The sequence below is a fragment of the Brevibacterium sp. UMB1308A genome (assembly GCF_030230605.1).
In the GTDB taxonomy this organism is placed as follows: domain Bacteria; phylum Actinomycetota; class Actinomycetes; order Actinomycetales; family Brevibacteriaceae; genus Brevibacterium.
Map to the genome: position 1 here is coordinate 194,422 of NZ_JASPDO010000002.1, position 18,738 is coordinate 213,159.

At 57.3% G+C, this 18,738-nt stretch carries 21 protein-coding genes; all 21 read left to right on the forward strand.

Annotated elements, in window-relative coordinates:
- Nucleotides 1-34 precede the first annotated feature (34 nt).
- The 21 genes from QP868_RS02220 (at nucleotide 35) to QP868_RS02320 (ending at nucleotide 18,597) form a co-directional block, all read left to right on the forward strand.
- Nucleotides 35-1,345, forward strand: a complete 1,311-nt coding sequence (locus QP868_RS02220) for a phage portal protein (RefSeq protein ID WP_284924998.1) — start codon at nucleotides 35-37, stop codon at nucleotides 1,343-1,345.
- Nucleotides 1,332-2,555 (forward strand): VG15 protein, encoded by a 1,224-nt coding sequence (locus QP868_RS02225; RefSeq protein WP_284924999.1) that lies wholly within the window; start codon nucleotides 1,332-1,334, stop codon nucleotides 2,553-2,555. Before QP868_RS02220 ends, QP868_RS02225 begins: the two co-directional genes overlap by 14 nt.
- A 6-nt stretch (nucleotides 2,556-2,561) precedes the next feature.
- Nucleotides 2,562-2,894, forward strand: coding sequence for a hypothetical protein (locus tag QP868_RS02230; RefSeq protein ID WP_284925001.1), 333 nt, complete (start codon nucleotides 2,562-2,564; stop codon nucleotides 2,892-2,894).
- A gap of 117 nt (nucleotides 2,895-3,011) precedes the next feature.
- Complete coding sequence (locus QP868_RS02235; RefSeq protein ID WP_284925002.1) at nucleotides 3,012-3,476, forward strand: alanine--tRNA ligase; 465 nt, start codon at nucleotides 3,012-3,014, stop codon at nucleotides 3,474-3,476.
- Nucleotides 3,477-3,493: 17 nt separating this feature from the next.
- The gene (locus QP868_RS02240) at nucleotides 3,494-4,429 is read left to right on the forward strand and encodes a phage major capsid protein (RefSeq protein WP_284925003.1); all 936 of its coding nucleotides are present in this window, start codon (nucleotides 3,494-3,496) and stop codon (nucleotides 4,427-4,429) included.
- Nucleotides 4,416-4,553: a DUF7302 family protein gene (locus QP868_RS02245; RefSeq protein WP_284925004.1), complete on the forward strand. Its 138-nt coding sequence runs from the start codon at nucleotides 4,416-4,418 to the stop codon at nucleotides 4,551-4,553. The genes QP868_RS02240 and QP868_RS02245 overlap by 14 nt, the downstream gene beginning before the upstream one ends.
- Nucleotides 4,554-4,565: 12 nt before the next feature.
- Nucleotides 4,566-5,033: a hypothetical protein gene (locus QP868_RS02250; RefSeq protein WP_284925006.1), complete on the forward strand. Its 468-nt coding sequence runs from the start codon at nucleotides 4,566-4,568 to the stop codon at nucleotides 5,031-5,033.
- A gap of 22 nt (nucleotides 5,034-5,055) precedes the next feature.
- Complete coding sequence (locus QP868_RS02255) at nucleotides 5,056-5,376, forward strand: hypothetical protein (RefSeq protein ID WP_284925007.1); 321 nt, start codon at nucleotides 5,056-5,058, stop codon at nucleotides 5,374-5,376.
- Nucleotides 5,377-5,682: 306 nt separating this feature from the next.
- Nucleotides 5,683-6,054, forward strand: a complete 372-nt coding sequence (locus QP868_RS02260) for a hypothetical protein (protein ID WP_284925009.1) — start codon at nucleotides 5,683-5,685, stop codon at nucleotides 6,052-6,054.
- Nucleotides 6,055-6,131: 77 nt separating this feature from the next.
- Complete coding sequence (locus QP868_RS02265) at nucleotides 6,132-6,782, forward strand: phage tail tube protein (RefSeq protein ID WP_284925010.1); 651 nt, start codon at nucleotides 6,132-6,134, stop codon at nucleotides 6,780-6,782.
- Nucleotides 6,783-6,863: 81 nt separating this feature from the next.
- A complete protein-coding gene (locus tag QP868_RS02270; protein ID WP_284925011.1) occupies nucleotides 6,864-6,995 on the forward strand; it encodes a hypothetical protein in 132 nt (43 codons plus the stop codon).
- A 15-nt stretch (nucleotides 6,996-7,010) separates the two neighbouring features.
- Nucleotides 7,011-7,358 carry a hypothetical protein gene (locus tag QP868_RS02275; RefSeq protein WP_284925012.1) on the forward strand — a complete coding sequence of 116 codons (348 nt, stop codon included), beginning with the start codon at nucleotides 7,011-7,013 and terminating at the stop codon, nucleotides 7,356-7,358.
- 62 nt (nucleotides 7,359-7,420) lie between these two features.
- Nucleotides 7,421-7,792, forward strand: coding sequence for a hypothetical protein (locus QP868_RS02280; RefSeq protein ID WP_284925014.1), 372 nt, complete (start codon nucleotides 7,421-7,423; stop codon nucleotides 7,790-7,792).
- 15 nt (nucleotides 7,793-7,807) lie between these two features.
- Nucleotides 7,808-11,419 (forward strand): tape measure protein, encoded by a 3,612-nt coding sequence (locus QP868_RS02285; RefSeq protein WP_284925016.1) that lies wholly within the window; start codon nucleotides 7,808-7,810, stop codon nucleotides 11,417-11,419.
- On the forward strand, nucleotides 11,406-12,263 hold the full coding sequence (locus tag QP868_RS02290; RefSeq protein ID WP_284925017.1) for a hypothetical protein: 858 nt from the start codon (nucleotides 11,406-11,408) through the stop codon (nucleotides 12,261-12,263). The genes QP868_RS02285 and QP868_RS02290 overlap by 14 nt, the downstream gene beginning before the upstream one ends.
- A gap of 10 nt (nucleotides 12,264-12,273) precedes the next feature.
- Nucleotides 12,274-13,299, forward strand: a complete 1,026-nt coding sequence (locus QP868_RS02295) for a hypothetical protein (protein ID WP_284925019.1) — start codon at nucleotides 12,274-12,276, stop codon at nucleotides 13,297-13,299.
- Nucleotides 13,299-14,423: a hypothetical protein gene (locus QP868_RS02300; RefSeq protein ID WP_284925021.1), complete on the forward strand. Its 1,125-nt coding sequence runs from the start codon at nucleotides 13,299-13,301 to the stop codon at nucleotides 14,421-14,423. The genes QP868_RS02295 and QP868_RS02300 overlap by 1 nt, the downstream gene beginning before the upstream one ends.
- Nucleotides 14,420-17,656, forward strand: a complete 3,237-nt coding sequence (locus QP868_RS02305; RefSeq protein ID WP_284925023.1) for a coiled-coil domain-containing protein — start codon at nucleotides 14,420-14,422, stop codon at nucleotides 17,654-17,656. Before QP868_RS02300 ends, QP868_RS02305 begins: the two co-directional genes overlap by 4 nt.
- Nucleotides 17,653-17,781: a hypothetical protein gene (locus QP868_RS02310; protein ID WP_284925025.1), complete on the forward strand. Its 129-nt coding sequence runs from the start codon at nucleotides 17,653-17,655 to the stop codon at nucleotides 17,779-17,781. Before QP868_RS02305 ends, QP868_RS02310 begins: the two co-directional genes overlap by 4 nt.
- Nucleotides 17,782-17,791: 10 nt before the next feature.
- Nucleotides 17,792-18,229 carry a hypothetical protein gene (locus tag QP868_RS02315; RefSeq protein WP_284925026.1) on the forward strand — a complete coding sequence of 146 codons (438 nt, stop codon included), beginning with the start codon at nucleotides 17,792-17,794 and terminating at the stop codon, nucleotides 18,227-18,229.
- A complete protein-coding gene (locus QP868_RS02320; protein WP_284925027.1) occupies nucleotides 18,226-18,597 on the forward strand; it encodes a hypothetical protein in 372 nt (123 codons plus the stop codon). Before QP868_RS02315 ends, QP868_RS02320 begins: the two co-directional genes overlap by 4 nt.
- Nucleotides 18,598-18,738 lie beyond the last annotated feature (141 nt).

The window sequence follows — 18,738 nt, forward strand, 5'->3', positions numbered from 1 at the left end:
TCGGTTGTTGCGTGTGTGGGACCAGCGACAGTTAATGAATTTTAAACGGTCGCTGTATTACGACACGGAGCAGACGTTTAAAGATTTGGGTATCGCGCTACCCCCGCAGTTGAAGGAGGCTGAGTTTTATTTAGGTTGGGCCACGCAGGCGGTACGCAAACCAGCGATGCGTTCACAGCTCGACGGCATCCGCCTGCCTGGTACTGATGACCCGCTTGAACTGAACGACGTGTTCACGCGAAACCGGTTCCACTTGGAGTTCGGCCAGGCTATCGTGTCCGCGTACACGCACGGCATGAGTCTTGTCACCGTGTTTAAAGATGAGCGCGGGGACGTGCAGATTCAAGCGCATTCTGCTGAGGCGTGCGCTGCGGTGTGGGATTACGGGACACGCAGGTTAGAGTCAGCGCTCACGATTTCTGAGCTTGACGAGTACGGCCCGTCTGTTCTGACAGTGTATTTGCCTGACAAGGTGATCATTGCACGCAAAGACGGTGAGTATTTGTGGAGTGTGGACCAGTGGCCTAATTTTATTGGTCGCGTGTTAGCGGTCCCGGTGACGAATGATCCGCAGTTGCGTAAACCGTTGGGCAGGTCGCGTATCACCAGGTCGGTAATGGCGTTAACGGACACGGCGGTGCGCACATACGTCCGCATGGAAGGCAACGCCGAGTTGTATTCGGCCCCGCAGATCGCCTTGCTAGGGCTGTCTGAGGACGCGTTCGAAGCACTATCTGAGTCTGAAGCGAAGAAGTTTAAACTCGCATTGGATCGCGTGCTGGGTATCACGACTGACGAGAACGGGGACAAACCGGCGTTACAACAGTTATCACAGGCGTCGATGCAGCCGCATGGTGACATGTTGCGTACTGTGGCGATGGCGTTTAGTGGTGAGACGTATATCCCAGCTTCATCTCTGGGGATTGTGCATGATCAACCTGCTTCGGCTGAGGCGATCAGGGCGGCTGAGCATGATTTGTTGATTGATGCGACGTACCACAACAAGTTTGTTCACGCCCAGACGGTGAAGGACATTGCGTCTTTGGCGGTGATGGTGCGTGATGGGTTGAGTACACCACCGCCGGAAGTGTTGAAGTTGTCGGTGAGGTTTGCTGATCCTGAGTTCCGTTCGTTGTCCGCGCAGGCTGATGCGGTGCAGAAACTCGCGTCGGATATGGAGAGTTTGGCGAAGTGGCCCGTGCTGTTGGAGCAGGTGTTTGACGCCGACGAGGTGGAACGGATCATGTCGGATAAACGCCGGGCTGATGGTGGGGCGTTGATTGATGCGCTCACAACTGAGCCAGCACAACCTCTTGTTGATGGTGTGGGTAATGCCGACGCGTGATGACATTGAGTTGTTGGTTCATGCGAGGAACACGCTTATTGGTAAAGCTCAGCGTGAACTTGTGGCAGTGTTTTCTGCTGTTGAGCGTAAAGACCCACGGGTAGTTCGTAACGTTCTATTAGAGGCCGTGCCGGTTCTTGTGCGTAAGTATGGTGATGGTGCGGCTGCTGCGGCGGCTGACTGGTACTTGCAAATGCGTGCGAAGGACGTTCCTGGTGCGGTTGATTTCCCTATTGTTTTAGGTGACCCGGTGCCGGATGGTGTGGTGCGCGATAATGTGCGTTACGCTGCGAAGTTCCTTTTTGGTGGCGACCCGGCTATGACGGTTGGTGCTCTTCATGGTGCTATTGGTCGGCATGTGAAGTATGCGGAGATGTCAACGCTTTGGCAGTTGGGTGTGAAGGACACTGTGACGGTCAGGTATGCGTTGGTTCCGCGTCCTCCGATGACGTGTTCGTGGTGTTCGTTTTTGTCGTCTCGCGGGTGGGTGTACACGTCTGAGGCGAAGGGGCTTGCGTCGCAGCATTCGAATTGCGATTGTTCGGTGGTGCCGTCGTGGGATGCAGAGAAGGCGCATATTGATGGGTATGACCCGGAGGCGGATCATCGAAGGTACAAGAGAGCACGTGCGAGTGTTCCTGCCCAGGGGGTAGGGGAGACGAGTGACGAGTTCACGGCGCGTGTTCTTCGGCAGGCGCGTGAAATGTTCCCGGATGACTACACGGACGGGAAGATGCGTCAGCGTAGAGAGTTCACTTCGGATGGGTCGATTGACCTGAATGTGTGGCGCAGGAAGAGGCAGGACCGGGCTAGGGAGGCGAAGCGCGGCCATTATGGTCATGAGGCTTTGGCCCGTCGGATTCCGCCGTCGCGTCCTGATGCGGTGCCGTCGTCGTGGTCGGATGATCTGCCGGAGTTGTCAGCAAAGGCGTGGAACCACATCCTTTACGGGTTTGATGGCCGTGGCGGACACTTGCCGGGCTATGAGTGGGTGAACGGTGGTACACCGTTTCCTGTTGACTGGACGAAACACGACATCGTTGAAGCGGCGGAGGCCGTTTTACGGCATCCTGAGCTTGTTGTGGAAGACGATGTTACTGGACGTTTGACGTTTACTCGGGTTGTAAATGGCTTCAAAGTTTTGGTAGGAGCTTCTAAGCAGAGTACTGGTAAAATGAAAGTACTGACTTGCTTTTGTCCCCAGCGTTGACAAGAGGTGAATTCTGCTGTGAAGTTGGCGTGGGAGCCAGATGAGCTGGATAACTTAACTTTGGGTGTTCGTGCGCTCCTTCTTTCGGAGCTGAAGTTGGACGATGATGCCTTTCCTGCGACTGATTTAGATATTCGCAACCGGGAGACTATTTCAGCTTTGCTTGGAATGGTGCATGCATCTATGAACCTCAAAATTCTTTGGCCGGATCATTTGGTTGAGCAGTTCCGTGATCTTCGTGAAGAGTTCGTTCTTGAACAGGAGTTTGAAGAGTTCATGGAGTGCCAAGACGAGATTCGAGCGAAGAAGAGCGCTACAGCCTCAGAGCCTGTCTCGTAGCCACATACAGCAGATAAAGATATTGAACCCACCCGGGTTTCTGGGTGGGTTTTGTTTTCCCCTTTTTACCGCCAGGGGGTATGAGGCGGGTGTACGCGTCTACGCGGAAGGAACATCATGAGCGATAAGCAGAACGCCGGTGAAGAAGAACACGAGTTCAACCCGATCACCACACAAGCTGACTTGGACAGGATTGTGGGTGACCGGTTAGCAAGAGAACGTAAAAAATACGCTGACTACAACGACTTGAAAGCGAAAGCTGAAAAGCTCGACGAACTGGAAGACGCGAACCAGTCCGAACTAGACAAGGTGCGCAAACAGTTCGAGAGCACGAAAGCTGAACTCGATGAGTTGAAGTCAGCGCAGCAAGTCACCGAGTGGAAGAACACGGTAGCAAAAGACACAGGTGTTCCAGCCAGTGTGCTACGCGGAACCACAGAAGATGACATTCGTTCTCACGCGGAATCGTTGAAATCGCTAATCAAATCCGGCCCGGTCGTTCCCACAGGGCACATGAAACCAGCAGGGGACGGTTCTGACAGTGATGTTCGCGCAACTGTGAAGAAACTTTTTAGCCAGTAAACAAAAGGAGACGTGTCATGGCTATTTTCAGCACTAAAGAAGCGAAAGTGCTCATGCCCCGCAACATTGCGGACGGCATGATCAAAGAAACCCGCACCGAATCGACTGTCGCCCAGTTGTCCAACCGTGAACCTCAGCGCTTCGGCGAAACCGACTACATCGTGTTTAACGACTTCCCGAAGGCAGAGTTCATCGAGGAAGGCGCGAAGAAGTCCGCAACCACTGGCGGTTACACATCTGTGACTGCGAAGCCCCGCAAGGCGCAGGTCACTATGCGGTTTAACGAAGAAGTCCAGTGGGCCTCCGAGGACTACCAGCTGTCCATTTTCAGTGACCTTGCTGACGCTGGACGTGTAGCCCTGGCCCGCGCCCTTGACCTTGGCCTGTACCACCGCATTAACCCGCTGACCGGTAAGCCAATTGAGTCGTGGGACAACTATTTGGCAAGCACGGATAAGACCGTGGAGCTTGCTGGTGGTGTCGAAGCGGACAAGACGATTCGTGAAGCGATCGGCCTGATCGTGAACGCCCCTAAAACGTGGGGTGTGAACGGTATCGCCCTTGACCCTAAGATGTCGTGGGAGTTGGCTTCGTTGCAGACGAAGCTTGCCAACGGTGACCCTTCTGGCGTTCAGCGTTACCCGGGCCTCGGGTTCGGTACGAACGTGACTGACTTCATGGGTATTCGCGCCGCCCAGGGCAACACTGTGTCTGGTCAGCCTGAAGCTGAGGACACGAAGGTACGTGCCATTGTTGGTGACTTCACGAACGGTGTGCGCTGGGGTGTGCAGCGTGAACTGCCGGTTGAACTTATCCGTTTTGGTGACCCTGACGGTCAGGGTGACTTGAAGCGTTCAAACCAGATCGCTTTGCGCCTGGAAATCGTGTACGGCTGGCACGTGTTCGCGGACCGTTTCGCCGTCGTAAAGGCTGGCGCTAATGCCGAGGCTTAAGAATACGAAAACCGGCGTCGTCGTGGACATTCCCGAATCTCTTGCTGAGCACATTGGCGGGTATGAGCCAGTCGATAAACCAGCAAGTGAGAAGGAATCGAAACGCCCACGCTCACGTAAGTAAGGAGGGGGAGTTATGGCTGACGTTTTCGCAACGGTGAATGACCTGAAGGACCGTTGGCCTGACTTCCCGCCCGGTGGGGAGAAGCATGCTGAGGTTCTGTTAGCAGACGCGACAGATTTCATTCTGGCGGAAGTGCCGGAAGCGGTGAATGCGCCAGAAGCAACCTTACGCCGGGTCACGTGCTCAGTGGTGCGCCGGGCCATGCAAGCTGGCATGAACGCGCTACAAGGGGTCGAGTCGTACACGGAAGCGACAGGCCCGTTCTCAGAAACGTACAGGCCAGCAAACCCTAACGGGGATTTCTACCTCACGCGAGCTGAGAAACGTTCCCTTGGGGCGCGGTCACAGGTCGCGTTCGGTGCGAACGTGGCCGACTGCGGGCAAACCCCGCATGGACAAGCGTGCGCCCTGAACTTCGGGGCAACCTACTGTGACTGTGGACTGGCACTGTTCGGTGAGGTGCGTCGTGGCGGGTTTTAGACACGCGCAGAAAGTAACACGAGTGCGGAAAGCTGGGGTTGATGCGAAGGGGAAGCATATCAACCCCGGCGAGCCTTTAACGTTCCGCGCAGCATTCGCCCCAACCGTCACGTCTGATAACACGCAGTTTCAGCAAACCACCACGGCTGATGCCACGTTCTACACGGACACGCTGGACGTGGATGTGGTCGCGTATGACGTGATCGAGTCCACGTACCCGGTTGCACAGTCGTGGAGGGTCACTGGGGTGAAACCGTGGGTGAACCCGTACACAGGACGTGAGAAAGGTTTAGAGATTCTCGTGGAGGTGACAACCCGTGCGGAAAGTAAACTACAGGGCTAACCCGAAAGGCATGATCGAGTTAGCAACGTCACGGAAGGTGCAGAACGCTTGCCTGGAAGGTGCGCGTGTAGTGGAGTCGGCGGCCCGTAACATCCCGGTCACGGCCCAGGGGTCGGAGCTTGATAAGCGCGCTTACCGTGCTTCGTTCCGGACCGTCCCAGCGAAGATTGAGCTGGCAAGGTCGAGAAAGTCACCGGTTCGTGGTGGCGCTTTGGTGATAAATGATCATGAGCTGGAGCGGTATTTCGGCGGGTCGTCACGCACCCTGTATAAGGCGTTAGGCGCGTTGAATGGGGTGAAAATCGGATGATGCACCCGGACGTGCAAGAAGCGGTCATGGAAGTGTGCGAGGGCTTAACTGGCCCTGAGCACGTGTATGCCCGGTTGCAAATGGATTTCGCGGAGAAGCTACCAGCTGTGCTTGTGATGGCTGAACAGAACGATGGTGACGTGTTAGCGGACCACCGCGTGAATTTCGAAGTGTACGGCGTTGATCTTCCCGCAACACGTGCGCTTGCGCGAGTGATCACGTCAACCCTGACTGACCGGCAACATGCCACCAGTGCGGGAATGCTTGACCCCGCACGGGTCGAGTCGCCACCAAAAGAACTACCGTACCCCGACCCGAATGTTCAGCGGTACTCATTTACTCTCGTAATCCCTACGAGGGCCGTCTGACGCGGGCGCATAACTGAATATTGGTAACCATCGAAACCCCCACCTGGGGGTTTTCTTATTTCCACTGTGGAGGGGAAATGGCAACTCTTGAAGAACTGAAAAAGGAAGCGCACGATCAGCGGTTGATCCGCAAGTTCATGAACGGTGTCGCGATCATCGGTCCGTCTGACGCGGCTTTGCCAGCGTCGTGGGTGGGAGAGGACTCCCAGCCGGTCGCCCTGCCTGAGTCTTTTAGTGGGCTCGGCATCGTCGAAAAGGACTCCGGATACGAATTCGGTGTGGATTCCGACCAGGAAGAGGTCGAGGGCCACGGGTATGCATCACCGGTGCGTATCGACATTACGAAAACAACTCGCACCGTCCAGATGGTGTGCTTGGAGACTCGGAAGAGTGTTCTGGAGCAGTACTACGGTGTCGACATGTCCGGGGTGAAACCGGCGACGAACGGCGAAATTGTTTTCAACGAGCCAGAAACCCTGTCGCGCCCGTATGCCCGACTGGTCATCGTCGGCTCGGATGGTGTGGGCGCGGACCAGTGGTTCTGGGCCAAGATCATGCCACGGGCTCAGGTTACTGAGGTGGAGGCACAGACCTGGAACAACGACGCTTCCAGTTACGGCATGACATTTACCGCGTTCCCTGACCCTGAACTGGGCTACTCGGTGCAGAACATTATTTTTGGTCCGGCTGCGAAGAAGCACGCGAAGGCTCTGGGCTTCTCGGCCTAATTGTGACGGCGGTGGCGGGCCCGGCCAGGTGGCCTGTCGCCGTCGCCACTTATCCCACCTGGCATGGAGAAAGGGGCAGGAATGCCAACTTTTGAGGCCCGCAAAGGGAACTTCACGGTCACCACAACGTCTGCGGTTGAAGCAGAGAACCTGCGTGGCCACGGGTACGAAGTAACGAAGAAATCAGAACCAGCACCGGCAAAGAAGAAGTAAGAAAAGGAACCTGGCATGTCTAAAGAAATGCGCTTTAACCTCGACAACCTTGAAATCGCCTCGGACGCGAAGCCACAACGTTTCACCTTGAAGGGTAAAGAGTTCCAGACAGTGGACCTGTCCGAGCTGGAATGGGGCGCCTTCGAGGAGGCGTGGGGTATTTACACGCAGACGGAAAATCCCCGCCCGGTCATTAACATGCTCCTGGGGCCCGACGCTAAACGCTTCTGGGCCGTCAAACCATCACTTTTCCAAGTCATGGGTCTGATAAAGGAACTCGAACCGGTTATCAAGTCTGTGTTTGGTGACCCGGGGGAATACAACGGCTCCGTAACCTCCTGGGCAGGTACCGCAAAGAACTAAGAGCCGATGTCCAGCAGGTTTACGGGGTCGATCTCCACGCCATTGTGAGGGCCCGCCGGGTCGTGTACGCGCTTGACCTGATCGACGGGTTACCGTCCGCGTCGCGATTCCGGCAGGCCCTCCTCAGTGATGAGCAGGTGGCCGAGCAGATTATTCAGGCTCAAGACGAGGCTGAGTCTCGGGGTGACTCGCAGGAGTCATGGCGGTTGCAGGTCAGAGAAAACACGCCCGAGGTTATTCTGCTCACCCACGTGCTACAAGCACTAGACGACATTTCAGGTCTTGTGCTCGCTCAAGCGTCACAAGGCAAAAAGAAACACAAACCGCGCCCACTACCAGTACCACGCACAGCCGTGGACACGGTGCGGGAGCGCAAAACCAAGGAGAAGGCGCAAGAAATCGCGTCAATTTTCCTTCCACACGAAACCCAATAGAGAGGGCATGATCTTATGGCTACACCTATCGCAACCGCAGCCGTGCAGATCGTGCCCTCTTTTAAGGGCTTACACCAGTCCACGGCGAAAGCCATTGGCGGGGTTGAGGCTGAGTTCAAAAAGTCCGGCGGGCAGTCCGGTTCAATTTTCAGCAAGGCCCTTAAGGGCGTCGCCGGGGCTGGTGTCGTCGCAGCCGGTGGTGCCATTGCGACGGGCTTCGGCATGGCTGTGGCCAAAGGCTTCTCACGACTTAATGCCATTGACCAGGCTGAGAAGAAACTGCAAGGACTCGGCCACTCCACGCAGGCCGTCGAAGGAATCATGAAGAATGCTTTGGCCAGCGTGAAGGGCACGGCCTTCGGTCTTGATGAGGCCGCGAACGTTTCCGCGTCCCTGGTTGCGTCTGGGATTAAACCGGGCCAGGAGCTAGAAAAGACGCTTAAGACAGTAGCCGACTCTGCCACCATCGCCGGTATCGGCATGGAGGACATGGGGGCGATCTTCGGTAAAGTCGCCGCCACGGGGAAACTCCAGGGTGACGAGCTCAACCAGCTGTCCGAGCGGGGAATCCCGGCCCTCCAGCTTTTGTCGAAGCATTTGGGTGTCACAACGGACCAGGTCCGAAAAATGGTGTCCAAAGGCCAGGTGGACTTTAAGACTTTCTCGGAGGCGATGAACTCCGGCGTGGGTGGCGCCGCCCAGAAGTCCGGTGAAACTTTCATGGGTGCGTGGAAGAACGTTCAGGCGGCGCTCGGACGTATTGGCGCTACCCTCCTTGAGCCGATTTTCAATGCGCTTAAAGACAGCTTCAACGTCCTCACTCCGGCGCTTGATGAAATGCAGAAGGCAATGGAGCCGTTCGCAGCGGCGTTTGCGGAGTTGGTGGCGGGTGTCATGCCGATTGCTATAGCCACATTCAAGGGGCTCGTTGCCGTGCTTGTATCGCTTGTCACATGGCTATCAAAGAACATGTGGCTAGTAAAGACGCTGGCAGGCCTAGTTGCTTTTGCGGCAGCCGCGTATGCGGGTTGGGTGATCGGCGCGAAGCTCTTGGTTGCTGTGCAGACCATACAAATGCTCATTGGGTACAAGATGCTGACCTTGACGAAGTTGCAAGCGTTGGCAACTGGGTTGTGGGCCAAAGCTCAGGCAGGGTTGAATGCCATGCTGTCAGCTAACCCTATTGGCGCGGTGATCGTGGCGATTATTGCGCTCATAGCTATTTTCGTTGTCGCGTACAAGAAGGTAGGTTGGTTCCGTAACGCGGTGAACGCCGCATGGGCTGGCATTAAATTCGCCGTGGGCGCGGTCGTGACGTGGTTCCAGACGTTCGTGTGGCCCGCGTTGCAGAGAGTGTGGGCGTGGATTGCCCAGGGCGCGGTATGGCTGTGGCGCAATGTGATGGTGCCCGCCTGGAACGGGATTAAGGCCACAGTGTTTGCTGTGGTTGGTTGGTTCCAAACGACGATGTTGCCGTTCATTCAGGCGACATTTAAAGCCGTGGGCGCGGTGTTCAACTGGCTGTGGGCGTGGGTAGTACGCCCTATTTTCGGGTTCATTAAAGCCTACATTCAGGTGTGGTGGGCTTCCGTGAAAGTCGTGTTTAACGCGCTGGTCTGGTTCTTCCGCAACGTCCTGGGGCCGGTATTCAAATGGCTGTGGTCGGTCATCAGTGCGGTACTGTCCTTGGCGAAAGCGATGTTCATTCAGTGGGTGAACCACGCGAAAGCGACATTTAGTGTCCTCGTGAACTTCGTGAAAACGGTTCTTGGTCCGGTTTTCCAATGGTTGTGGACGTGGATTATACGACCAGTTTTCAATTTCATTAAGGCCTACATTCAGGTGTGGTGGCTTGGGGTCCGGTTGGTCTTCCAGGCTGTCGTGAACTTCGTGAAACGTGCCCTAGGGCCCGCGTTCCTGTGGCTGTGGCGTAATGTCATCGTGCCAGCATGGAACGGAATCAAAGCCGTTATTTCCGGGGTGTGGAACTTTATCCGGGATCGGGTTTTCAACCCGCTTGCCCATGCGGTGAGGCACACGCTACCGGCAGCGTTCCGGGCTGGGCGTGATGCTATCGGTCAGGCATGGGAAGGGCTCAAAAACATCGCGAAGAAGCCCGTCGAGTTCGTGGTGAACACGGTCATCAACCGGGGCCTGGTAGACAACTTCAACAAGATCGCGGGCGTTTTCGGGTCGAAGAAGATACCGCAGGTGAGCTTGCCTAAAGGCTTCGCTACTGGTGGGCGTATCCCCGGATGGTCGCCGACGGCTACAGCGGACAATGTGCCGATCTGGGCGACAGCAGGCGAGTTCATGGTGCGCCGGAAGAGCGCGGACCGACTGCGACGAAATCACCCGGGAGCATTAGAGCACATCAACCGGCACGGGACCCTCCCGATCATGGGGTACAAGTCCGGTGGCGATATTGTGGCACTTGGTCACGCACTCCAGAAGCTGGGTGTGCGTGTCAGTGAGCACCCGGCGTTCGGTGGGGTTCACCCGGTTCACGCGAAGAATTCCTGGCACTACAGGAACGGTGCGCTTGACTTGAATTATGGTCCCGGTGGGACGAATGCCGTAGAGACAGCATTCTTTGACCAGCTGGCGCCTATCCTCCACAACCTCGGCTGGGGCGTGATCTGGCGGTACACGGGACACTATGGACACGCGCACGTGGACCTCGGCAACAGGTCCTTAGGTTCATTCAACCGGCATGCACCAGCAGGCGCAATAGCTGGCGGTTTGCAGAAAGCCCTGGAAGGAATCAAGGGGGCCGGGCAGGCCATCGGCAATGCTTTCGTGGACCTCAACCCTTTCACGAAGCTCAAGAACCTCATTAAGAACGGTCTGGCGAAGATTGGCGACAGCCCGTTCGTGTCCCTGGTCGCCTCAGCGGGGAACAAACTCGTCACGTCGGCCCTGGATTGGATGCGCTCCCGTGTCCCAGTTGGTGGGGACCAGGGGGCACCGCCGGATAGTGTCGCGCCAAGCGGTAAGGGTATTGAGCGGTGGAGGCCTCTTGTTCGGCAGGCCCTCCAGTTCACCGGAATTGGTGGCGGTCAGGCCGATGAAGATAGGTGGCTCAGGCAGATTAAGACCGAGTCGGGTGGTAACCCGCGCCTCGTCCAGTCCTCGGCGCTACGGGATATTAATGTTCGTCGTGGTGACCCGGCGCGTGGTCTTGTGCAGGTCCCTGGGGTGACATGGACGGATTTCGGCGGCGGAATGGGTCCGTTCTTCCCGAATGTGTACGACCCGTTGAAGAATCTGATTGTGGGTATGCGTGCCGCGTCGCGTCAGCACCGGCGGAAGAGCTATCACGGCATGTCCGGCTGGCGGTCTGTCGTCGGGTGGGGCCATGGGTATGCCGACGGTGGGACGATCACGAAATACGACACTGGCGGGTGGCTACCACCAGGCCTGACAACCACGATCAACCAGACGGGCAAGCCGGAGGCTGTGTTCACGCAAGACCAGTTCCAGCACATTAAAGCCGCCGCGCTTCACGGTTCCCCTATGAGCATCACCATTAACGGGGTTCATGTCGATAATGCCGAGGAAGTGGCGCGGGCCGTGCGATTCGAGCTAATCCGACAGGGGCGTGGAGGACGTTATGCGACCGCATGATTTTGAGGTAGGTGGTATTCGTCTTGGGTACCATGAGCCGGTTGTTGTTGAGACGGTTGATTTCGGGGACCTTGATTTCAGGACGCAGGACGTTACTCACCCGCGTGATGACAGGGTGCTGTTTGGGCGTGATTACCTCACCCCACCAGTGTGGACGCTGAGCCTTGCGACTAATCCGGCGACTTTCGCGGGCGGGTTGGATTCCATGGCCAAGGTGGAGGGCGTGTGGGCGAATGCTGCCAGGAAGTCGCCCGGCTGGTACACGTGGCTGAGGTATGAGCGGGCCGGTGAGGTGAGGCGCGTCCCTGGTCGCCCCAGGAAGTTTTCCCGATCACACACGAAAACTTTCCGGCATGGTGTCATAAAGGCGACAGCGGAATTTCAAAGGCTGGACACGAAAACCTATGGTGACGAGTCCCAGTCAGTGCGGTTGACGACCGTTCCCGGGAGTGTCGGCGGGTACACGTTCCCAATTATTTTCCCGTGGGGGACGAAAAAAACTGGCGGACTCAGGCAGGGGTCTGTAGTCGTGGAGGGGACTACCTCAACCCCAGCAACGGTGGTTATTCATGGTCCGGTGAAGTCACCAGTGGTGACGGGGCCGGGATGGCGGTTGTCTTTCCCGAAGCTCACTTTGGCCTATGACCAGCAAATAACGGTTGATCCGCGCTCCCAGTCGGTGAGGCGTGGCGACGGGGCTTCCATGGTCGGGTATATGGGCAAGTTTTATTTTGACCAGTTGGTGATGAAACCGGGGACGCAGGAGATCACGTTTTCCGGAGTTGATGATTCTGGCACGGGGTGGGCGCGAGTGTCTTGGTTCCCGGCTTATCAAGGAATGTGAGGGGTAAGTTATGGCGTTAGTTGGTGTCCCGTGGGCTATTGGTGGTGGCGCAGATAACCCGGTAGAGGGTGCGCGCATGTCGACGTTTGGCGCGACTGGTGGGGCGCGTGGCGTTCTGGGTGCCACGGATATGCGAGTGACTGCGTTGCCTGTGCCTGGTACGGCGGTGAGAGTCCACATGGGTGGTGGGGTGACCCCGAATGATTATTTGCCCGCACCGGCTTACGGGTCGCAGTCCTATGTGGTGCGTGAAGAGTCGTCGACTGATGTGCCGGTTCCGGCTACGGGGTCTGCCGGTGGCGCGACAAGGTACCTGATTGTGCGCATCACTGACCCGCAGTATGGCGGGCAGGCACCGTCGAACGTGGAGGACGGCCCATACAATGATTACGCCTTAGTGTCGAAGCTCACCGGCCTCGGATACCCGTTTATCCCGCTAGCGAAGATCACCCAGCCCGCCTCTACGGGCACGATCACGAACAGCATGATCACGGACATTCGGGAAGTTGCTAACCCTCGGGTAGAAGACCATGTCATCGCACGGCCAGTCGTACAGCAGGCCATTCAGGACTGGTCCCACGTGCTCCGGCAGAAGAGGAAAGGGACGGGAGTCCTCAGAGGTGAGCAGTTCCCAGACCGCGTACACGGAGGCGGTTTCAAGATCAAAGCCCCAGAGTGGGCGACACGAATGATCATTGAATGCTACCTGACAGGAGTCCGGTACTCCGGGAAATCATCGTGGGGCGGGTGGTATATCGCCCACGAAGCCGCCGACGGGTCAGGGGAGCCACACTGGTCCCAAGATTTCGGGTGGGACGTGCTGGAAAATAACACCATTTATAAGACGAACTGGATCATGTCAGAGAACTTGTATGTGTGGCCTGACGAACGAGGCAAAGAAATACAATTCGACGTCCGCGCTTTTGTCGACCTAGCAAGCACCGCACAAACCGGGCAGGTGTCTCTCGATAACCGATCGGGAATCACATTCAAGTGCCGATTCCTGGAAATTGCTGACGCGCCCCTGGAGTCTTAATGTCGTGGCGATTTCACGCATTCACCCTGCATGGTGACGGCACGGAGACACCATTAGCGTGGGATATTCCTCTCATGGGTGTGTCTATTACGGACGCTTTATCTGGGCCGGGCCAGCTGGACGCGACCCTGAAACCTGAGCTGTCCGCGTACCAGTCGCGGGGGGCGAGTATTTTCAAGCCCTGGTCTACCGCGATTTATGCGGAGTATGGCGGGGATACTCGTGGCGGGTTTATTGTCGCTGACACGAGTGTGGATGCGGAAACCCTCACGATCACGTGCCCTGGTTTTCGCGCCTATTGGACTGGTTTACCGCACACAGGTGAATTCCGTGGCATCAAGGTAGACCCCTTGAATGTGCTTCGTGATCACATTATTGGGCACGCGCAAAGCCAGCCTGGCGGGAACCTTGGGCTCACCGTCGATGACACGACCTCCCCTGTGCGTATTGGCACGGAGTCGAAGGAAGTCTCCTTCACCACTAAATCCGGTGATGATGTGAATTTTGAGTCCGGCCCGCACGTGCTCTCCTGGTGGAATACCGACGATCTAGGCAAAGAGTGGGACGACCTGGCAGAGGAGACTCCTTTCGATTACCACATTGAGCACACATGGGCTGGTGAGCGCGTGAACCACCACGTGAAGCTCGGCTACCCAACTTTGGGGACTCGTCGCCACAACCTCAGATTCGTGGTAGGGGAGAATATCCTGTCCGAACTTGCCCTGGAGGACAAGGGGGAAGATTACGCCTCAGAGATTCTCGCCCTCGGGTCTGGTGAAGGTTCACGAATGATCCATGCGGTAGCGCAAGCCGGGAAGCGGGACAGATTAAGGCGTGTGCGCGTGATTACGGATAAGTCCATGCAGTCGAAGAAACGTGCCATGGCTGTAGCTGAGGCTGAACTGCGACTTTCGCAGGGCGTGTCCCAAGTGGTGGACGTGAAGGTTCGGGACCATGCTAACGCGGTTTTTGGCACATGGGATGTGGGGGACGAAATCAAGATTGATTCTCGTAGCGTCCCGTGGGTGGGCGAATTTTCACAGTGGGTGCGGGTCGTATCCCAAACCTGGGATGTGGACCGTGACGAAATGACTTTGACCGTACAAAAGGCTGGTGCAGTGTGAGTGAAGAAATCCGACGTTTAGCGGAGCGTATCAGGGCGACGGAGAAACAAGTGTCGGCCCTGTCTCGGCCCCAATTGTCGTGGTCCACGGTTGAGGGTGGCGCAATCGTCGTGAAGGACGACCAGGGTACACCACGCATGACCATGGGCGTGCAAGCAGACGGCACTCATACAATTAAGCATGTGCAGGGGCCACCGCCACCGGCGCCGTCTGCCCCTGTTGTGACCCCGGATTTGTCTACACTGCTAGTGGCGTGGGACGGAACATTCACTGGCCCTCGTCCGGAGGATTGGGACCGCGTGGACGTGCACGTATCCCAAGACGAAAATTTCACACCGTCCACGGGTACCCTGCGTGGGTCAATCGTGTCCCAGAACGGTGGGGGTTTGACTTTGCGTGTCACTGGTGGCACCTGGCATGTGCGCCTCGTCGCAGTATCCAGAGCAGAAATGCATTCAGCCCCGTCCAATCCTGTCACGGTGCTGGTGGAGGGGATCACTGACCGGGTGAAAGCCGATATTGAAGCCTCCGAAGGCAGGCTGTCGGAGGCCCAGCAGAAGGCCCTCGAAGAACTGGCGGAGCTTGAAAGGAAGCTCGCCGGGGTGGGTGCGAAAGCTGAGGAAGCCACCCTGAGTGCTCGCAACGCGCATAATGTCGCGGTTGAAGCCCAGTCGGTCGCGGATGACGCGCTCGCGAAATATGGGCCACTTGATAAGCGCGCTATTGACGCTCAGAAGGCCGCCAGGGACGCGCAGGCGAAAGCCGAACAGGCATATTCGACGGCTGAGGGAGTGAGTGGGGACGTAGCTCAGGCGAAAGCTGACGCTGACACGGCCAGGCGGGAAGCGACGGCGGCGCAATCGTCTGCTTCGCAGGCGCAGGCGAAAGCTGATGAGGCCCAAGCTGAGGCGAAGCAAGCCCAGTCTGTGGCTGATGACGCGTTAGCGAAGTACGGGCCACTTGATAAGCGCACTATTGATGCGCAGGCGAGGGCGGACCAGGCGAAGCAGGAAGCGAACCAAGCCCACCTGGAAGCATTGGCTTCGAAGTCGCTGGCTGATGCTGCGAAGAAGCGGGCTGATGACGCTTACGCTCTGGCCCAGTCGAAACTGTCTGGGGCGGAGGTGGATAAGCGGATTCTCCAGTCAGCGAATGGGAAGAACACGATCACGGTGTCCACGTCACCCCCGGGGTCTAGTAAGGGTATTGCTGGGGATTTGTGGCGCAGAGTCGACGCTAACGGGCATGTTTTTGCTGAGTGGACGCATGATGGTAAATCCTGGAAGCCTGCCGTGATCCGGTCGGACATGATCACGAATCTGGACGTGCACAAGCTCACGGTGTCCGGGTCCGCCAGAGTTGAAGACGCGGTGATTGAGAAACTGTGGGTCGACGGGTTGAGTGCCCGCACGGTGACTACATCACGTTTGACAGTGGCAGCGGGGAATATTTACCGTGACCCGAATCTTCTTGACGGTGAGCTGTGGGGGTCGAGGTACCAACCTGGTGGTGGCCGGTTTGGGGGCGCTTCCATCGTGGTGGAGGCGGGTAACCGTCAACGCGGAACCTACGACCTGTTTTTTCTGCCGGCAGGCTGGTCAACTACTGACAGGACGCGTGTGCGTAGTGGATCATCATACCGTGTGGGCGCGTGGGTGAGGACTAGCGCCTCTGCTACGGGCAATGGCGTGTGCATGTACGTCAGACAGTACAGTGAGGACGGGTCCCCACTGTCCCCAATGTTCACCCTTCCTGGTGGGAGTATTTCTCAGGGTGTGTGGACGTGGATTGAAAACGACATCACCGTGCGCGATGACGCGGTGTTTATTGCGGTCGGGTGCTTTCTCAATTCTGGTTACCCCGGGTCGGCGAGGTTCTCTGACCTGTCCGTGGTCCCGAAAGTGGGGGCGGTGCTCATTGAGGACGGGGCGGTAACGGCCCCGAAAATCACAGCAAGCCAGGAACTCACCGCGAAGATCGCCCAGTTCCTCACCGTCAGGGCGGGGCAGATTGAAGCAGACGCTATCGACGGTATGACGATTACCGGGGCGACCGTGCAAACCGCGAAATCTGGGCCACGCGTCGTCCTGAACACGGCTGGGCTGTCACAGTATGACGCCACCGGAACCAAAGTGGTGAACCTGTCGTCCGCAACCGGAAACGCGTCCATCATCGGTGAGATAATCACAGGCCGCCCTGGCAATTTCCGCACCACCATCACGCCAGACCTGTGGTCGAACATCACGATGAAAGACTGGGACGGGAACGACGTATTCGCTTCTGGTGCCGGCGTGCGCATCGGAAAAGACACCGACGCAGGCCGATACGGCGACATCGTTTTCGCAGAAATCTCGGGATCGTCCGGGCAGGTCATCGACCCAGAAACCGAAGAGCTTGAAGGCACCACCACCAGCACAAAGCCAGCATTAGTGGTCACAGGGCCGGGGCAGACCATGACCGACCGCGCAAACCTGGGACTCTACGGCGACGGGTCCGTACTCCTGCGATCGAAAGACGGCGCACCGCTCACACTGCGCTCGCAGACCAACCGGGGGGACTACGTCAGGCTCGTCGGAGACGGGTCGGTGAAGATCCGCTCCACCGGTGGGGCTGGGCTGTCGCTTACTAAGGAAGGCCAGGTGATCCTCAAGCCGGGCCTGGGAGGTAAAGATTCCGCTCGTCTGTACATGCATGACAGCGCGGTGATCCAGACCCGTGGTGGCGACTCGGCTATTCTCCGCACGGGTAATAACCGCGCCGCCCTCGAGGTGGGTGCTGGTGGTGGTGAAATCACCATGCGCGCCGATAGAAATAGGATCACCAAAGGGTCTTTGTTCTACCAATCAGCCCCTAAGACGGGTAGCTCGGCTAACGTGTTCATTGCTGATGATGGTTGGATGGCAAGGTCTACTTCGTCCCGCCGATACAAGCGTGACATACAGGGCTTCCATGTGCCGGATAGTTTGTTGGATGTTCCGTTCCGCACGTGGATTGATAAAGGCGAGTACGAACGCAACGGTGACAGTGCCGATGGTTTAACCCGTATTCCCGGCCTGGTCGCGGAAGAAGTCGCCCAAGCATGCCCAGAGCTGGTCATCTATGACGATAAGGGACGTCCCGACGCGCTCGCCGGCGACCGTATCGGCATGGCCGCTCTCACGCTTATACGTCGGCAACGGGACAGGATTACCCGGCTTGAAGAAAGAATCACCCAGATGGAAGGTGCGAAATGACCCAAGAAGCCCTCACGCAAGTGCTCACCGACTTAGCAAATGAGAACCTCCAGCTACGCCTCCACGTAGCGGAGCTTACGCACAAGCTCAAAGTCCACGAGGAAGCGGAGGCGAGCGGTGATTAAAAGCACGCCAATGTCGCAGATACTCGACATCGTTAAAGTAGGCATGACAGCCTACGGGGTCGGGTACATCATCCTCGGAATTACCTGGATAGCCCTCCCCACGCAATCGCGAGTATCCGGTATCGGGTGGACAGGCTGGCTCACGCCAGGAATCGTGGGGACGGCTTTCGTGATCGCTGGCACCATCGGCGCAAGCGTCGCAATCCTCCCTATACGATCCCCACGGGCCACGCAATTAGCGTGGCTGGTACTAACCGCTATGCCAGTGGTTCTGTCGCTGTACTTCCTCGTCGCATGGATCTGGTACCTAATCCCGACGGTGGCCTCCGGGTCTGAGCGGGGTATCGCCTCCGCAGTGTCGTACCTCATCATCGCCTGTGGTGCTGCCGGAATGTCGAGGGTCTCACAGATTGCCCATCGCCTCCAGGATAAGTGGGAGGGCGTATGACGTTATACGGAATCATCATCGGTGGCGCCGTCACGGTCATTGGCTCAATCCTCACCTATGTGGCGGCAATCGGGAAATCTAAAGGCGACGACCTTGATAGGGCCGTGTCGTGGTGGGAGAAAGCCGTGACGAGGTTGGAGGCGCGGGCGCAAGACCTAGAGGATCGGGTCGAGTCGCTAGAAAAATCCAACCAGAGCTTGGCGGACGAGAATCGCAGGTTTAGGCACGCGATACGGGAAGTGATCCGCTGGCTGACGGCGAATCTGGAGCATGAGAAGGCGGGCAAAGGCCCGCCTTTGCCGTATCCATTCGAAAAACTTTTAGGCAGATTACTTGAGGTAATCGACGAGAAAGGCACAAATCTATGACGACGGGGAGTAGGGCTGTCGCGGTAGCGAGGTCTCAGAATGGGGTGCGTGAGCGTGGGTTCTCCAACCGGGTGAAGTTCAATACCTGGTACTACGGAAGGAGTGTCAGCGGGTCCGCGTATCCGTGGTGTGCAGCGTTCA

Bases quoted from the DNA above. Each gene is read 5' to 3' on its own strand.
- QP868_RS02220 (WP_284924998.1), top strand. From the start codon at position 35: ATGAATTTTAAACGGTCGCTGTATTACGACACGGAGCAGACGTTTAAA.
- QP868_RS02225 (WP_284924999.1), top strand. From the start codon at position 1,332: ATGCCGACGCGTGATGACATTGAGTTGTTGGTTCATGCGAGGAACACG.
- QP868_RS02235 (WP_284925002.1), top strand. From the start codon at position 3,012: ATGAGCGATAAGCAGAACGCCGGTGAAGAAGAACACGAGTTCAACCCG.
- QP868_RS02240 (WP_284925003.1), top strand. From the start codon at position 3,494: ATGGCTATTTTCAGCACTAAAGAAGCGAAAGTGCTCATGCCCCGCAAC.
- QP868_RS02245 (WP_284925004.1), top strand. From the start codon at position 4,416: ATGCCGAGGCTTAAGAATACGAAAACCGGCGTCGTCGTGGACATTCCC.
- QP868_RS02250 (WP_284925006.1), top strand. From the start codon at position 4,566: ATGGCTGACGTTTTCGCAACGGTGAATGACCTGAAGGACCGTTGGCCT.
- QP868_RS02260 (WP_284925009.1), top strand. From the start codon at position 5,683: ATGATGCACCCGGACGTGCAAGAAGCGGTCATGGAAGTGTGCGAGGGC.
- QP868_RS02265 (WP_284925010.1), top strand. From the start codon at position 6,132: ATGGCAACTCTTGAAGAACTGAAAAAGGAAGCGCACGATCAGCGGTTG.
- QP868_RS02270 (WP_284925011.1), top strand. From the start codon at position 6,864: ATGCCAACTTTTGAGGCCCGCAAAGGGAACTTCACGGTCACCACAACG.
- QP868_RS02275 (WP_284925012.1), top strand. From the start codon at position 7,011: ATGTCTAAAGAAATGCGCTTTAACCTCGACAACCTTGAAATCGCCTCG.
- QP868_RS02285 (WP_284925016.1), top strand. From the start codon at position 7,808: ATGGCTACACCTATCGCAACCGCAGCCGTGCAGATCGTGCCCTCTTTT.
- QP868_RS02290 (WP_284925017.1), top strand. From the start codon at position 11,406: ATGCGACCGCATGATTTTGAGGTAGGTGGTATTCGTCTTGGGTACCAT.
- QP868_RS02295 (WP_284925019.1), top strand. From the start codon at position 12,274: ATGGCGTTAGTTGGTGTCCCGTGGGCTATTGGTGGTGGCGCAGATAAC.
- QP868_RS02300 (WP_284925021.1), top strand. From the start codon at position 13,299: ATGTCGTGGCGATTTCACGCATTCACCCTGCATGGTGACGGCACGGAG.
- QP868_RS02310 (WP_284925025.1), top strand. From the start codon at position 17,653: ATGACCCAAGAAGCCCTCACGCAAGTGCTCACCGACTTAGCAAATGAG.
- QP868_RS02315 (WP_284925026.1), top strand. From the start codon at position 17,792: ATGTCGCAGATACTCGACATCGTTAAAGTAGGCATGACAGCCTACGGG.
- QP868_RS02320 (WP_284925027.1), top strand. From the start codon at position 18,226: ATGACGTTATACGGAATCATCATCGGTGGCGCCGTCACGGTCATTGGC.